14 protein-coding genes are annotated in these 16,359 nt (G+C 41.5%); 5 read left to right on the forward strand and 9 right to left on the reverse strand.

Features of this window, described 5'->3' with window-relative positions; translation table 11 throughout:
- Positions 1 to 276: 276 nt before the first annotated feature.
- The 4 genes from glmM to cdaA form a co-directional block, all read right to left on the reverse strand.
- The gene (gene glmM, locus DFR58_RS08795) at positions 277 to 1,626 is read right to left on the reverse strand and encodes a phosphoglucosamine mutase (protein WP_114297462.1); all 1,350 of its coding nucleotides are present in this window, start codon (positions 1,624 to 1,626) and stop codon (positions 277 to 279) included.
- Positions 1,627 to 1,718: 92 nt separating this feature from the next.
- Positions 1,719 to 3,311: an NAD(P)/FAD-dependent oxidoreductase gene (locus DFR58_RS08800; protein ID WP_114297463.1), complete on the reverse strand. Its 1,593-nt coding sequence runs from the start codon at positions 3,309 to 3,311 to the stop codon at positions 1,719 to 1,721.
- Between the two features lie 34 nt (positions 3,312 to 3,345).
- Entirely contained in the window at positions 3,346 to 4,596 is a 1,251-nt protein-coding gene (locus tag DFR58_RS08805) for a CdaR family protein (protein ID WP_114297464.1), read from the reverse strand.
- Positions 4,593 to 5,471 carry a diadenylate cyclase CdaA gene (gene cdaA, locus DFR58_RS08810; RefSeq protein ID WP_479722733.1) on the reverse strand — a complete coding sequence of 293 codons (879 nt, stop codon included), beginning with the start codon at positions 5,469 to 5,471 and terminating at the stop codon, positions 4,593 to 4,595. The genes DFR58_RS08805 and cdaA overlap by 4 nt, the downstream gene beginning before the upstream one ends.
- Before the next feature lie 609 nt (positions 5,472 to 6,080).
- Here cdaA and DFR58_RS08815 point away from each other — a divergent pair.
- From DFR58_RS08815 to ylbJ, 4 genes are all read left to right on the forward strand, one after another.
- Positions 6,081 to 6,650, forward strand: coding sequence for a hypothetical protein (locus DFR58_RS08815; RefSeq protein ID WP_114297466.1), 570 nt, complete (start codon positions 6,081 to 6,083; stop codon positions 6,648 to 6,650).
- 139 nt (positions 6,651 to 6,789) lie between these two features.
- Positions 6,790 to 6,924 (forward strand): hypothetical protein, encoded by a 135-nt coding sequence (locus tag DFR58_RS22485; protein WP_278278803.1) that lies wholly within the window; start codon positions 6,790 to 6,792, stop codon positions 6,922 to 6,924.
- Between the two features lie 604 nt (positions 6,925 to 7,528).
- Positions 7,529 to 9,148, forward strand: a complete 1,620-nt coding sequence (locus DFR58_RS08820) for a cellulase family glycosylhydrolase (protein WP_114297467.1) — start codon at positions 7,529 to 7,531, stop codon at positions 9,146 to 9,148.
- Positions 9,149 to 9,445: 297 nt separating this feature from the next.
- Positions 9,446 to 10,624, forward strand: a complete 1,179-nt coding sequence (ylbJ, locus tag DFR58_RS08825; RefSeq protein ID WP_114297504.1) for a sporulation integral membrane protein YlbJ — start codon at positions 9,446 to 9,448, stop codon at positions 10,622 to 10,624.
- Between the two features lie 202 nt (positions 10,625 to 10,826).
- On the opposite strand, the gene DFR58_RS08830 is transcribed toward ylbJ, so the two are convergent.
- The gene (locus DFR58_RS08830; protein ID WP_114297468.1) at positions 10,827 to 11,684 is read right to left on the reverse strand and encodes an HNH endonuclease; all 858 of its coding nucleotides are present in this window, start codon (positions 11,682 to 11,684) and stop codon (positions 10,827 to 10,829) included.
- A 361-nt stretch (positions 11,685 to 12,045) separates the two neighbouring features.
- Here DFR58_RS08830 and DFR58_RS08835 point away from each other — a divergent pair, with 361 nt between their 5' ends.
- Positions 12,046 to 12,315, forward strand: coding sequence for a recombinase family protein (locus tag DFR58_RS08835; protein ID WP_170138094.1), 270 nt, complete (start codon positions 12,046 to 12,048; stop codon positions 12,313 to 12,315).
- Positions 12,316 to 12,471: 156 nt separating this feature from the next.
- On the opposite strand, the gene DFR58_RS08840 is transcribed toward DFR58_RS08835, so the two are convergent.
- From DFR58_RS08840 to recG, 4 genes are read right to left on the reverse strand one after another with little or no spacing between them, the layout of a single operon-like run.
- A complete protein-coding gene (locus DFR58_RS08840; RefSeq protein WP_114297470.1) occupies positions 12,472 to 12,909 on the reverse strand; it encodes an ATPase in 438 nt (145 codons plus the stop codon).
- Positions 12,910 to 12,938: 29 nt separating this feature from the next.
- Positions 12,939 to 13,424, reverse strand: a complete 486-nt coding sequence (gene coaD, locus DFR58_RS08845) for a pantetheine-phosphate adenylyltransferase (RefSeq protein ID WP_114297471.1) — start codon at positions 13,422 to 13,424, stop codon at positions 12,939 to 12,941.
- A 58-nt stretch (positions 13,425 to 13,482) separates the two neighbouring features.
- The gene (rsmD, locus tag DFR58_RS08850; protein WP_341457394.1) at positions 13,483 to 14,055 is read right to left on the reverse strand and encodes a 16S rRNA (guanine(966)-N(2))-methyltransferase RsmD; all 573 of its coding nucleotides are present in this window, start codon (positions 14,053 to 14,055) and stop codon (positions 13,483 to 13,485) included.
- 53 nt (positions 14,056 to 14,108) lie between these two features.
- Complete coding sequence (gene recG, locus DFR58_RS08855; RefSeq protein ID WP_114297473.1) at positions 14,109 to 16,205, reverse strand: ATP-dependent DNA helicase RecG; 2,097 nt, start codon at positions 16,203 to 16,205, stop codon at positions 14,109 to 14,111.
- Between the last annotated feature and the right edge of the window lie 154 nt (positions 16,206 to 16,359).

Here is a 16,359-nt window from a genome sequence, read left to right on the forward strand (position 1 = left end):
CAGCCGGAAGGTTTCCGCCGAAATCTCGATAACCTGCTTTTTTAAAGCAGCCTCCTTCTCCTCGTCAACGAAGCCCTATGCCTCGTTCTGGCGCTTTTTTACGATGCCTCTGCCAAAATTTTGCCCTCCTCTCACGGCATCCATATCAACCCTGCTTTTAAAATCACCCCCCTTCATTAAGGCTACGGCGTATTATATTAAAAATATCCGCCTAGTTAAGTATATTCATAACATTAAAGAATTGTCAAACATATTTGCGGCGTCTGAAAAACCCGCCTATCCCAGCCTTTCCTCAATAACCCTCGCAAGCTCGGCAGCTCTGCCCGTTATATAGCTCTGATCCTTTCCCTCTATCATTACCCTGACTAACGGCTCAGTGCCCGACGGCCTTATAAGAACCCTTCCCTCACCGTCAAATTCCTTTTCAAGGCTGCTGCACATAAGCGCTATTACCTCATCGTCCAAATACCTGTTTTTATTGTCGTTCTTAACCCTAGCATTCTTCAGCACCTGCGGCAGCACCTCCATAATGCTCGCAAGCTCCGAAGGCTTTTTGCCGGAGGTCTTTACCACCTGCAAAAGCTGCAATGCCGTGAGAAGTCCGTCCCCGGTGCTGTTATGCTCTAAAAAGATAATATGCCCCGACTGCTCCCCTCCAAGCACATACCCGCTGTTTAACATCTCTTCAAGCACATACCTGTCCCCAACACCGGTCTTTACTATATTCAGCCCCTCTTTCTTGGCCATTATATCAAACCCGAGGTTACTCATTACAGTGGCTACAATTGTGTCCTTGGCAAGCCTGCCCCTTCTCTTCAGCTCAAGTCCTATAACCGCCATTATACGGTCACCGTCAATAACATTTCCCTTTTCGTCTATGGCAAGCATACGGTCGGCATCCCCGTCGAAGGCAATGCCTATATCGGCTCCCGTCTCCCTTACAAGCTTTTGCAGCCCCGAAAGGTGAGTCGATCCGCAGTCCTTGTTTATGTTTATGCCGTCAGGGACATTATTTATCACAAAAAGCTGCGCCCCAAGCTCCTCCATTGTCTGAGGAGCCACCCTGTACGCCGCCCCGTTTGAACAGTCCATTGCAATTTTCAAGCCCTTTAAGTCAACCTCAAGGGTACTTTTCACATACGCCGAATAGTCTCCGAGAGCATTTTGCTTAACGCTTCTAAAGCCTACTTCCTTCCCAGACGGCTTTGGAACCTCGGCACAGCCGTTTGCAATGACCGCCTCAATTTTATCCTCTGTGGCATCAGGCAGCTTGTAGCCCTTGCTGTCAAAGAACTTTATACCGTTAAATTCATACGGGTTATGAGATGCTGATATCACCACACCTGCATCAGCATTATACAGCCTTGTGAGGTATGCCACAGCGGGAGTCGGCACCACACCCAGGCAAATTGCCTCGGCTCCGACCGAGCAAATTCCCGCGACAAGCGCCGATTCAAGCATGTCGCACGACAGTCTTGTATCGGTTCCCACAAGTATTTTAGCGTTGTGCTTTATTTCCGAGGTTAATATGTACGCGCCCGCACGGCCTAATTTGTATGCCAGCTCGGCTGTAAGCTCTATGTTTGCAACTCCTCTTACCCCATCCGTTCCAAAAAGCCTTTTCATTATATATTGATCCCCCTGTATGTTCTATATTTTTAATAAATAGTTATAACTTCCGCATATATTTCTATTATATTTATTTCCCGTCCCGGCTATCATTTCTGTATGGGTCTGTAGGTTGTCATAATCTGTTGGGCCACTCTTATTCCGTCTACCGCCGCACTTACAATTCCTCCCGCATACCCGACACCTTCTCCCGCAGGGTATATTCCCATGACTCGCGGGGTCTGCAAGGCTTCATTCCTTGGTATTCTCACCGGTGAGGATGTCCTTGTCTCAACACCCGTAAGAATTGCATCTCCCATTCCAAAGCCCTTTAGCCTGTCGTCAAAATAGCCTATGGAGCGTTTCATGGCATCAGTCACAAATAGAGGAAGGCATAAGTTCAAATCGGACATTTGCACCCTGCCGGTATAGCTGGGCCTCACAGCTCCCCATTTTTTTCCCCTTCTTCCATTTATAAAATCCTCAAGCCTTTGTGCCGGAGCCGAGCTGTTTTTGCCTCCATGGATAAAGGCCAGCCTCTCCCATTGTCGCTGGAATTCCACCCCGGCAAGAGGGTGCGCGCCTCCAAAATCCCCCGGCCCCACAGATACCACAAGTGCACTGTTTGCGTTTTCCCTGTCCCTCGCAAGCTCACTCATTCCATTTGTAACAATTGAATCAGGCTCCGAGGCCGCCGCCACCACCAGCCCTCCGGGGCACATACAAAAAGAGTACACCGTCCGGCCTCCCGTCTTATAGAAAAGCTGATAATCAGCCGCCCCAAGCCTCGCATTCGACGCAGCCTTCCCATACTGTGCATGGTTTATCATGTCCTGAGGATGCTCTATTCGTACTCCTATCGAAAAAGGCTTTTGTTCAAAATCAATACCGCTTCTAAGAAGCTCGTCGTAAGTATCCCTCGCGCTGTGCCCTATAGCCAGTACGACAACATCAGCCGGCAAATCCTCACATTCATTGATAACTACACTGCTGACCTTGGCGCCGTCATGCTTTAACGATGTCATTTTTGCCTTGAACCGAACCTCGCCTCCAAGGCCGATAATTCTTCTTCTCATGTCGGCGACCACCCTTTTTAAGACATCAGTGCCTATATGAGGCTTTGATTTATAGAGAATTTCCTCCCCCGCTCCCGATTTGTAAAGCTCCTCAAGAACCGTGTCACATCTTGCGTCATTAATTCTGGTAGTAAGCTTCCCGTCGGAAAAGGTTCCGGCGCCGCCCTCTCCAAACTGCACATTGGTTTCGGTATCGAGATTCCCGCCTTCCCAGTAGCGTGAAACTATTTCAGTCCTCTTTTCCACGCACTCCCCACGCTCAATAAGCACAGGACAATACCCGTTTTGGGCTAAAACAAGGCCGGCAAATAATCCGGCCGGCCCTGTACCCACTATCACAGGTCTGTTACTCATCCGTTTATCTCCATAAATTAAAGCCTCTTCCTTCTTCTGCTCCAAAATTCTTATGTCGCGGTTATTGGGAGTTTTCAAAACAGCGTCCGTTTCTACTATTACCGAATAAACAATGGCGATGCTGTGCTTGCGCCTCGCATCCACCGACTCCTTAGCTATTTTGAAGCCCTTAACCTCATCGGGCGAAATACCAAGCTTTATAGCGGCCAAAGTCTTTAATGAAGCCACATCCTCATCAATCGACTGCCTTATATTGTCAATAATAAACTTCACAGTTAACAGTTACCTCCGTGCATTTTGATATATCTTACTCCGTGCTTTCAACATTTTGCTCCGTTTCGGCATTTGTATCGGCAATTTTACTTATACTGATATTAACATAATAATCCCTATCCAGCCTTGCGTCATAAGGGAGTCTGACCTTCAGCGTGGCCCTATGGGCTCCCTCGGTAAAGCCGGAGGCGTCAATAAACGGGTTTAGGCTGTCTATACTTACTAAATTTAGCGCCGGCTCAGGACCCCACAGCTTTACAGTAATACTGTCGTCTTTTATTTCATATGTGAAGGAATCATCCAGCTTATTTATTATGCTGATATCGCTTTTGGGTATAGTGATTTCCTTGCTGTAGGACTGCTGTATCCCAACATTGACGGTAACTTCCTTTATTTGCGCATCTATCGCCTTAACCCCCGTCGGAAACACTATGGAGGATACCTCTTCTATATTTTTCGATGCACCGTCTATATCTACGGGGGATGTCTTAAGCTCATTTATCTTGGACAGCACTTCTGGAGAGCCTGTTATGAGCAGCTTTTCAGGAGTTGTTTTTATTTCCCCTACAACATAGTTAATAGCGGGGCTTCCCTTTATCGCGGCAGTAACGGCAACCTCTTTTCCAACATGCACCGTTACGTCAACATAAAGATCCTGACTCAGCTCGAGAATCTCCTTGCCGTTAATATCGTATACCTTGCACGGCTGCTTTTTCTGCACTATATCCCTGTCTATATTGCTTACATCTATAACGGTTTTTATTGAAGCCGCGGATTTTATTAAAGCATCGGCTCCCTGAAGTACAATGCTGTTTGGAGAAACGTCGGTATATACAACCTTGTACCCCGGCTTAGGAGAGCCCGAAATCACTCCCTCCACAACAAAAGCATCCTTTTCAAGCCTTTGCAGCTCCACTTGAACGGAAGTCTGCAAAACATCCTTTATAATAATGCCGTCCTCCTTGCCTATGTATTTAGGCCCGTCAATCTTCAGCTCGGTGTCGTATACAGAGGTTATCTTGCTAAAATCAATAGAAGCTTCAAAATCATCCCTTGTCACATTCTTGATCTTCTCGTTGTTCCCCCTTATTACGACCTCCACAGTACGGCTATAATTCTTGTTTTTAAGAATAAGGTTTTTATTCTTAAGCGTATCCTCATTTTTTACAGTGAGGTAAACAGAGATAGTTCTTGTCTGTATGGGGTTTATAACAAACCACAGCACTATTGCAAACACTACCGATAATATTTTTATAATGATATCTTTTTTTAATAATTCATTCATTTAGGCTTCACCTTCCACAAAGCAAGCTTCCTATTAGGAGTATCTCTCTCTAAAAGATTCTTATTAAGAGCTTTTCTCAAGGTATCTGTAGTCAGGTTTCTGGTCAGCCCTCCTGCAAGCGCAAAGGAAATTTTGCCGGTTTCCTCAGAAACCACCACGGTAATGGAATCCGATACCTCGGTTATTCCAAGAGCCGCCCTATGCCTCGTGCCAAGCTCCTTGCTAAGATTAGGATTATCCGTTAACGGCAAAAAGCACGCGGCGGATTTTATCTTATTGTTTCTTATTATTACCGCACCGTCATGCAGCGGAGTATTGGGAGTAAAAATATTGATAAGAAGCTCCGCCGAAACATTTGAATCCAACTGAGTCCCCGTGTTTATTATCTCACCTATTTTTGTGTCCTTTTCTATGACAATAATAGCGCCGGTGGACGTTCTTGACATTTCCCCCGCCGCCTTAACAATTTCTTCTATTACCGCCGTAGTCTTTATTATATTGTTTCCGTCATCAAAGCCAAAAAAGCTGACAATGTTGCTGCGCCCAAGCTGTTCTAACACCCTTCTCAGCTCCGGCTGAAACAAAACCACAATAGCTATACTGATTAGCTGTATAGAGTTATCAAATAAAAACTTAACGGTTCTAAGGCCTAAAAAGCCGCTGACATATGATATTACTAAAATAATAAGAATACCCTTTATAAGCTGCCACGCACGTGTCTCCTTCACCAGCTTTACTATGGTATACACAACATAGGCCACTATGCTTATATCGACAATAGCCCTGATTAAATCAATAGGACCGCTGAACCCTATATATGCAGCAAAAAAGTTTACAATCTCATTTAATTTAAACTGGTTAAATAATTCACTCAAAGCCTCACACCCTCGTATGCTTAAATGTAAAATCAGGCAGTTGATCATTTGCTAAAGCAAGAGTTTGCCAAAGCAAGAGCTTGCCGGAAGCGAAGTGCTCAAATCCACTCCTTACGGTATTTTACCTTAATAAAATTATACCCTGTTTTTTATATGTTTGTAAGTATTTCTTGAATAATGTTAATAAAAATTTAATTCAGATATAACCTACCGCTCCATAAAAAAGCTAAGTCCTATTAATCCCAATGATGTTATAAAAAAAACCAACAAAGTCACAAGAGCTATAATCCTTACAAATCTTCTGTTCATCTATCCACCACATCCATCCGTCAAATTACCGATTAGATATATAACAAGCGCCCTTAAGGCTTAAATGCTGAATTTATCTGCATGTTATTAAATATATAATAGGTTGCATTTTAATTTTATACCAAAAAATAATTTAAGGAAAGAAGCCTTGGTTATATTTTCGATATTTTTTTAAATAAAGCAATTTGCACATAAATTCTTTGACTATTTCCGCCACCCAAAAGTTCCCGGCTTTTAAAATTTGGGAAATATATAATAAACAGCCGTGCTCGCGCATACATTAAATTTGGTGAGTAATATATGATTATTATCGGAATAAGAAAAAAACCTCTTAAGTTTATCATCTGTATTATCCTTGCAGTGTCTGTAGGATTTAATATATACGGCTATGCACAGAATTTACGGCTCACAAGCAAATACAAATCACTGCTTTTTATTTCAAACCATATTGAGCAATATTATATGTCTTCTTCTCTGTTAACCGGCTTTTCACCGTCCTCCTATAAAACAGTTGAAATATTTGACATCTCCAAAGGACAGGTAATTAAAAAGGTCAGTTCCAATTCTTTTATAGAAAATGAGGCCAAAGGCTATCTGCTCAGAATAACTGGCATGTATGTAAAGGCCAATGCATTACCCGATAAGGGGTATATAATAAAAATTCCTTTAAAAAAGCCCATAACGGTAGAGAATCAATGGTTAAACGATTATGACACAGATCCTGTAAAAGAAATATTTGTTTTAATTCCCGCAAGCGGAAACCCATATCTGCTTGTTATGGACAATATGAACAGGCCTCTTTTTTATAATTTTGAAGGAAATACCGGCCGTCTGCTGGCATCTCTCAGCTTTAACCCTCACGAGATATGATTGTATCTGCCTGCGACAACAAACTCATAAAAAATATATTCTTTTTCGAGAACTTTATACTAAAAATACACTTATTACCAACAAAATTCAACATTTTTTTCATTATTCTTGATGTATACTTATATTGGGTGATGAATTTATGGATATAAAATGTGAGCTTACAAAGTGCTGTGAAATTGTACTTAGGCTTTTGACACAGCTTAAAGACGAGGGAAAAATAAGTCAGGAGGAATATAACCGGCATATAGGATTAAAAATAAAATTTTTAGAATAGAGATTTATAAAATACAAAGTTTGTTATTATTTAAAGAAAAGCCCTCCCTTATATATACGAATATATTTATAAAGGAGGCTTTTTTGTACACTAAACCGTTTAACAGACCTTAAAGCGACCTGCCTATATTTTTTTATAACGGCAATAATATTTTATTATAAATGCAAAAAATGTCAATAATTTTTTTGTCAGTCTTATACAATTTATATAAAGAATTTGTTAAAATAGATAATTTTTCTCCCGTTTTCTATAAAATAAATAATTTTCCGACTTATAATGCCTCTTTTAACGTTAATTGCAGCTTAATTTATTGCATTTATGTCAATTATATGATATTATTAATAAAAAGGCTGTCGGCTGGTTGCCTGTGGGCAAGCTGGTATTTTATGGAGGTGACCTGTTAAGCTTATATAAAAGTCCAATGTATTTGGCAATAGATTTATCAATTGTGCTTATTTAAGAATGAAGAAATAATAAAATTACCACTAATTTTTCCCACCATTTTGAAGCAGTTAAATCCAATCACATTATAATCCCTTAAATAAAAATGCTGTTTGCATGGTTTTGTTTTAATGTTAAAAAGTTAATTTTGGAGGAAGATGAGATGAAAAGGCTTATTACTTTATCTTTTTCATTAGTAATGGTTGTTGCGTTATTAATGACATCCGGTATGCAAATATTTGCAGAAGGATCGGTTGTTGCTCCAACCGATGACGATTGGCTTCATGTGGAAGGCACTAATATTGTCGACAAATACGGAAATAAGGTATGGTTGACAGGTGCCAACTGGTTTGGATTCAATTGCAGGGAGAGAATGCTTTTAGATTCGTATCACAGTAACATAATAGCGGACATAGAAATTGTTGCCGACAAGGGTATAAACGTAGTCAGGTTGCCTATTGCGACGGATTTATTGTATGCATGGAGCAGGGGTCAATACCCGCCCTCAACAGATACAAGCTATAATAACGCAGCTTTGGAGGGATTAAACAGCTTTGAATTGTTTAGCTTTATGCTGGAAAACTTTAAAAGGGTAGGAATAAAGGTTATACTTGATGTACATAGCGCAGAAACGGATAATATGGGGCATACCGCGCCGCTCTGGGTCAACGGGAACATAACGGAGGATATATTTAAAGCCGCCTGGGTATGGGCTGCCAACTATTATAAAAATGATGATACCATTATAGGTTTTGACCTTAAAAATGAGCCTCACACAAACGCCGGAACGTTGAAGATATTGTCTCAAAGCGCTATCTGGGATGACTCCTCCAGACCGACCAACTGGAAAAGAGTGGCTCAGGAAACAGCATTGGAAATATTGAAGGTACACCCCAACATACTAATATTCATTGAAGGTGTGGAGATGTACCCTAAGGACGGCCTGTGGGATGATGAAAGCTTTGATACAAGTCCGTGGACAGGAAGCAATGATTATTTCGGCAACTGGTGGGGAGGCAACTTAAGGGGAGTAAAGGATCACCCTATCCAATTGGGAAAATATCAGAGCCAGCTTGTGTATTCGCCGCATGATTACGGCCCTATGGTATTTGAGCAGGAGTGGTTTAAAGGCAATTTCATTACTGCCGGCGATGAACAGGCAAAAAATATATTATACGAGCAGTGCTGGAGAGACAACTGGGCGTTTATCATGGAAGATGGGATATCCCCTCTGCTGCTCGGCGAATGGGGAGGCTTGACGGAGGGCGAGGACAAGCTTCTTGAGCTTAACAAGAAGTATTTAAGGTCCATAAGAGACTATATAATAGAAAACAAATACACGCTTCACCACACCTTCTGGTGTATAAACATTGATTCGGCGGATACCGGCGGATTGTTTACACGCGGAGAAGGAACTGCATTTCCGGGAGGAAGGGATCTTAAATGGAATGACAACAAATACGACAATTATTTATTGCCCACTTTATGGAGAAACAGCCAAGGCAAGTTTATAGGCTTAGATCACAAAATACCTCTGGGTAAAAACGGAGTGGCGTTGGGAGGCGGCTCTGCGCCGGTAAATTATGGCGATTTGAACGGGGACGGGCAGGTCAACTCGACCGACAGTATTTTGTTAAAAAGCTACCTGCTGGGACTTAGTCAGAATATTGATACCGAAGCCGCGGATCTTAACCTTGACGGCTCAATAAATTCGATAGACTTCACAATTTTAAAGAGATATCTTTTAGGCTTGGTTACCGAGCTTCCGCTGTACGGCAATTAATAAAAATATTCCTCAAAAAAAGTACGCACTTTTTAAAAATCAATAAAATCCTGTAAGCCACTAATTCTAATGGCTTACAGGATTTTCACCTTTCTCAGCCGTCAAACAATGTCCACGTATAATTCCCAAATTTTAATAATACATATTTTAAAGGAGCGTGCGATTTTAAAGGAGCACAAATTGAGATATCCCGCGTTTGCAATTATATTATTAATATCTCTGATTCTTCTCATATGCAGATTAAAGCAGACAGCAGCCGTGCATCTGAAAGCCTATTTTCTGCCTGCCCTAACCGTAATGTTTTTGCTGTGCCTCATTATTTTTTCAGATACGGCAGTTAAATCTGCCTCTAAAGGAATAGAGCTATGGCTTAATATAGTATTCCCATCATTATTCCCTTTTTTTGTTGGCTCTGAGCTGCTGAACAAGACCGGGCTTGTTAAAACTGCGGGAACGCTTTTAGAGCCCGTAATGCGCCCTATTTTTAACGTTCCCGGCTGTGGCTCCTTTCCATTTGCAATGGGCATAACATCAGGCTATCCCATAGGCGCTAAAATCACTGCCGACATGCGCGGGCAAGAGCTTATTACAAAAACTGAAGCAGAGCGTCTTCTGGCCTTCACAAATAATTCGGGACCCTTATTCATTATGGGCGCCGTTTCAGTCGGAATGTACAATATGCCCCAAATAGGCATACTCCTGCTTTTGTGTCATGTCCTCTCATGTATAACGGTAGGAGCTGCTTTCAGATTTTATAAAAGGCATGATAAGTCCCGTTCAAAAAAAATAAAGCCTTCCGTCAAAAGCTTAAAAGCCAATACCCAGGATATCCGCAAAACCTCTTTAGGAAATGTCGGAAGCCTGTTGGGGGATGCCGTAAAAAGCTCCGTTCAGAGTATGCTGGCAATAGGAGGGTTTATTATACTTTTTTCCGTTATTATCAGCCTTCTTATGGAAACAGGTATTATAGCAACGCTTACAGACATTATATATTCAATTGCTTCACCCTTAGGAGCAGACAAGGATATAATCAAATCCGCTCTTTGCGGTTTTTTTGAAATAACCACAGGGGCAAATATAGCCAGCAAGTCCCAATCCGCCTCATTGGTGCAGCAGCTTACAGTTACAAGCATAATTATAGGCTGGGCCGGTCTTTCAGTACACTCACAGGTTATAAGCATAATAAGCAATACCGACATAAGTGCGGTTCCATATTTGCTTGGTAAGCTTGTTCAGGGAATTGTTTCGGGAATATACACCTATGCGTGCATGAAAATAGCCGGTCATTCCCTTATGAGGGCCGAACCGGCATTTAGCGCTCCTGATATATTGGGCTGCCCGACCTGGCAATACTACCTCGGCAGTTCCTGCAAATACCTTGTTATATCTATAGCAGTACTTTTGGCTTTCACTGCGGTTGTAAGGGTATTACCCCCCATATACCGCAAATTTAATCTAAACCACAAAAATTTATAGCTCCTGTTTAGCTTTATCATCTCAGGAGTTGCAAAAGGGTTCATTCCGTGGTATCAACCTCAACAGTGTAAATCCTCTTTGACGTGCTGAACTCTGCCAATACAAACCCCTCCCCTTTTGTATAAGTATATTTGTGTCATAATTTGTCCTATTACTTTTAGTCATCAGGGATATGGCTATATGTATGGTGTATATTAATTTTTTAAGTAGTAGATATACAGGGAGAACCTTTAGGATGACTGGCAGCTAGCTCCTTTTCCTTCAGTGATACAGCCTCAAGCAGTTTTTCCTTTACTAAAATTTTATTTTTCCCATAGTGCGCTTCACGGTGGCAATTTGGACAAATTGCCGAAACCCATTCAGGCTTGTCCGGTCCGCCATCAGAAAGCCTTTTTATGTGGTGCACTTCTAAGAAACGGCTCGCATCCTCTTTTTCAAACGGCCCCGGCTTCCCACAGCACTCACATATTCCTTGTGCTCGCTTCAGAGCATATTCTTTAACAGCGCTACTCCTTATATGAATTTCCTTCTGTTTTTCTTTAACAGTTCTACTCCCCCCACGGGATGCCTCTGCAAGACTTCTTAACTCATTTAAGGACTTGCTTCTCAAATCCGGTTCGTCATTAGTAGTATATACTTCTTCACGGGAGTCCAATGCATATACTGGAGTAAGCTCGAAAACTATAGCTTGCCTCATGTTACCGTTTTTATCAAGGGATTGCCTTAAATGATGCCCTGTATAAACCATATAATTAATAAAACGTACCTCTCCACTTTTTACGTATTGAAAAAGGCAAAGGTCTTTACCATTAACTTCATGATCACGGATTGCCTTATTCCCTTTTATAAACTGCATGTCATATACTTGCCCCTCGCCAGTATACTGATATATACCGTCATCGGTCCAGCCGTCTTTATACCCAAACTCATTTCCATTATCCCCAGTAAATATAATTACCATCGGGTAACTCACCGGAGTACATATTCCACCTTGCTGTTGCCCTCCATAGATTGCATGAATATCTCTTCTTCTATTATAGATTTTACCCGGAATAAACATAGCCTACCCCCTGTACCGATGTTGATTAATGATATATAAGTAAATTATACCAATTAGGTGGTATAAAGTGCAATGATGCGTGGGCATTATGACGGTAATTATAGGAAAATAGCTTTTAAATATCATTTTAAATATAATTCGTATGAAGCATTTGACAATCTATTATATATTTTTTACATATATACCTGTTTATTAATTAAGGTATATAAAATGTGAATTAAGTTTCTTCTGGACAAACTCAGGTTTATGGCAAGGTAAAGCCCTATATGGGAGACCCAAAAACACTCCTTTATTTGTATAGCTTACCTTCCATGCATATTTTTGAAAAAATACAAATAGATTTTTATATGGAGTGATTATATTGGCAAATACCAAGCCCATTAATAAAACAGCCACAATATATGTCCGCGTTAGTACCGAGGAGCAGGCAAGGGAAGGCTACTCCATACCCGCACAGATAGAGGTACTTTCCCAGTATTGCCGGCTGTATAATATTAATATTTACAAGGTGTACAAGGATCTCGGAATCTCCGGCAAACCCACCGCAAACAGGCACGACCTTCAGCAGCTCCTTGAAGACTCTGAAAAGGGGTTGTTGGAAAGCTTCGTCACGGCATACGTCACAACATAAAAAGTGAAGAGTATTTTGAAGTGGACGGAACTCACGAGCCCATCATACCTGAGGATGTTTGGCTTTCATTGCGGTTGTACGAGTATTATCCCCCATATACCGCAAATTTAATATAAACCACAAAAATTTATAGCTCCTCTTTAATCTCGCATTTAACTATTTCAGCTCTTCTCTGTTTGTCTGCACAACATTAATAGTGTCCGCCAATATCTCTTCCAGCTTGTTTAATATGCTGTCTGCATACTCTCTTGTACCAAGCCTTATTTCACGGGCATTTTTCTGAGCATTGGAAATTATCTCATTTGCCTGCTCATATGCCTTCTTTGTAATTTCATGCTCATCCACGAGTGAGGAAATTTTGCTTTCAGCATCCCTTATGATATTGTTTGCTTCCTTTTGAGCCTCCAGAAGAATTCTCTGCCTCTCCTCCTTAACCCACTTTGCCTGCTTAATGTCGTCCGGAAGCTTTAGCCGTATCTCCTTGATTATTTCAAGAATTTCTTCCTTATCTATAAGACATTTCCCAACAACAGGCACATTAACACTCTTTTCAACAACATCCTCCAATGTCTCCAAAATGGTTAATATCTCCATCTCTTTTCCTCCCCGTTTTATTGCAGCAATTATAACCCTATTTGAAATTTACGGGTAACCGCTTCCCGTATGCACTCCGGAACAAGCCCGTCAATTTTTCCACCGTTTTTAGCCAGTTCCTTTACTATGCTGGAGCTTAGAAAGGAATAATTTATGCTCGACATCATAAATAATGTTTCAATGTCAGGAGCAAAATTCTTGTTAAGGAGAGCCATTTGCAGCTCATATTCATAATCGGATACCGCTCTTAAACCCTTAATAATACATTTTGCATTCTTCCCCTTCATGAAATTAATAAGCAAGCCTGAAAAGCTTTCAATCTCTATGTCGGGCCTGTCCGCAAACACACATTTTATAAGCTCAACCCTCTCCTGCAAAGAGAATGCGGGCTGCTTGTTATTATTGACAAGAACCGCAATTATTAATTTGTCGCACAGCTTAGATGCCCTGTTAATTACATCTATATGTCCGTTTGTAATGGGGTCAAAGCTCCCCGGATATACCCATATTCTCAAAATACTTCAACCTTCCCGTTCATACGCCTTAAATAAACATAGGCTTTCTTTTATCTTTTTAATGCCCGTGCCGATAAAACGAAAGCACGGTGTCGCCGTATCGCTCTTCCCTTGCCAGCTTAATTGCCTCTATGCTTTGGGGTATTATATCGTCAATATCTCTTTCCGCTATTATTATGCTATTATCTCTAATTATATCATTTTGTACTATAAAAGTTAAAGTTTCTTCAATAAGATTTTTATTATAGGGAGGATCTAAAAAAACAATGTCAAATTTCCTGCCCTGACTGCTTAGCCTTTTTAAACATGCAAATACATCCCCCACCATGACCGAAGCCTTGTCCTCAAGCTTTGTGTGCCTGAGGTTTTCATTTATTATGCTGAAGCACTCCTGGCTCCTGTCTATAAACACCGCACTGTCAGCTCCCCTGCTCAATGCCTCAATGCCAAGATTACCCGTTCCGGCAAACAAATCCAATACCTCCGAGGCATAAATACTGTGGGAAATAATATTAAAAAGCGACTCCTTAACCCTATCCGACGTAGGACGCGTGGAAACACCCCTCGGTGCCTTAAGCTTATGCCCTTTTGCCGTTCCTGAAATAACCCGTAAAATAAATATTCCTCCAATTGAATATACTGTATACCTGTTATTTTATATTATGTTTTACAAATGTCAACACGTTAATTCAGACTTAGCTCGTCAGCCTTATCTCTAAACCTCTCCATAACCTTTTGCTTCAGCCCGGCGTTTTGATGCGAGGAAAGCAGCCTGTCCTCCTTAAGCAGGGCAAATGCCGCCTGCTGCGCCAGCCTTAATATATCCATGTCCCTGTACAGGTTGGCAATTTTTAAATCGGGTATTCCATGCTGCCTGGTACCGAAAAATTCTCCCGGCCCTCTTAGCTCCAAATCCTTTTCCGATATTAAAAAGCCGTCATTGGAGCTTGCCATAATCTTCATTCTCTCATCCGCCACCTGGCTTTTTCCGTTGTTGTATAAAACACAATACGACTGGCAGGCCCCTCTTCCAACCCTTCCTCTAAGCTGGTGAAGCTGCGCCAGTCCGAACATTTCAGCATTTTCAACAACCATTACCGTAGCATTAGGAACATTTACACCAACCTCTATGACTGTGGTAGAAACAAGTATGCTTATTTCCCCCTGAACAAACCTCCTCATTACATCTTCCTTTTCCTTAGACCGCATTCTTCCATGAATAAGCCCTACACTTAAGTCATTGAAGTCCTTTTTAGCTATTCTTTCCGCCAATCCCGAGGCCGACTCGGCATTTACTGTGTCCGAATCCTCCACCAGAGGACAAACAATATAAACCTGCCTTCCCTCCATGACCTTTTTTCTTATAAACTCATTAATCCGTCCCCTCATCCCATTATCAACACAATATGTCTTAATAGGCTTCCTTTCCGGCGGGAGTTGGTCAATTACAGATATATCCAAGTCTCCGTATAATATAAGCGCCAGAGTCCTTGGAATTGGCGTGGCAGTCATAACAAGCACATCGGGGCTGCTGCCCTTACGGGACAAAATCGCTCTCTGCCTGACACCAAAGCGGTGCTGTTCATCCGTTATTACGAGTCCCAGCTTTTGAAACTCTACATTTTCTTCTATCAGAGCATGTGTACCTATTAATATATCGGTATTTCCTTCTTTTATATTCTCAAGTATTTTACTCTTTTGCTTTTTGGTGCGGCTTCCTGTCAATATATCGACTCTTACCCCCGACATCTCAAAAAAGCTCTTAAGGGAATCAAAATGCTGCTCCGCCAGTATTTCGGTAGGCACCATAAAAGCACCCTGATACCCGCTGTTTACGGCCTTAAGCAGCGCAAGCACGGCAATAATGGTTTTGCCTGAGCCCACATCCCCTTGTATCAGCCTGTTCATTACAAAACAGCTCTCCATATCCTTCTCTACCTCGCACAATACCCTTTGCTGCGCATCGGTGAGACGGAAGGGAAGCCCGTCAATAAACCTTTGTATACCCGCCTCCTTGCAGAACTCAATGCCCTTCTTATGAGCTTCAAAGGAGCTTTTTATGCTTAAAAGCCCTATCTGCAGCAGAAGCAGTTCCTCAAAAACCAGCCTGTATCTTGCATTTTTAAAATCCTGCTCGGTAGCAGGAAAGTGAATGTTTTTTATTGAATAATTTATTTCACTGAGCTTATACCTCTCTCTCAGAGCATTGGGGATTATATCCTCCAGCCTGCCTTCAACCAGCTTCAGTGCATTGTCAACCACCGTGCGTATGGTATTTTGCGCCAGTGCGGAGGTGGAAGGATATACAGGAACAATTCTGCAGGTGTTTTTCATGTCGTCACAGCCTGTCTTGTCATAAACCGGATTATGTATTTCAAGGCTTCGATAATTTTTTCTTACAGTCCCGAAAAAAACATATTCACTTCCAGTCTCAAAAACCCTTTTAATATAGCTCTGGTTATACCACACCCCTGTTATTGTACCTGTCTCGTCCTTTATAACAGCCTTATACAGTGATAACCCTCTTCTTACGTGGCTTTCCGAAACCCTTGACATTATAATGCCTTTAACGGAGCATGTTTCGCCATCCTCCAGCTCGGCTATTTTCTTGAGCCTTGCCCTGTCCTCGTATTCTCTGGGGTAATGCGTTATTGCATCCTCAATAGTATAAACATTAAGCTTACTGAAAAGACGGGCTCTTGATTCGCCCACCCCTTTTATATTTTTAATGGATTTTTTTAATATAGTTTCTGCCTCATTCTCTATACAGCCATTTTTCATATGCTTTTCCCTTTTAACGGATATAAATATTATTTTATAATAATTTTAATATATAGATAACAAACTGTAAATAAAAAGCAGGGATAAAGCAAGGGGGACAGTTCTCAAATATATAGCATAAAGCCTGCGCTATACTTCAAGAACTGTCCCACCA

This window comes from Anaerobacterium chartisolvens, from assembly GCF_003337415.1.
Classification (GTDB): domain Bacteria; phylum Bacillota; class Clostridia; order Acetivibrionales; family DSM-27016; genus Anaerobacterium; species Anaerobacterium chartisolvens.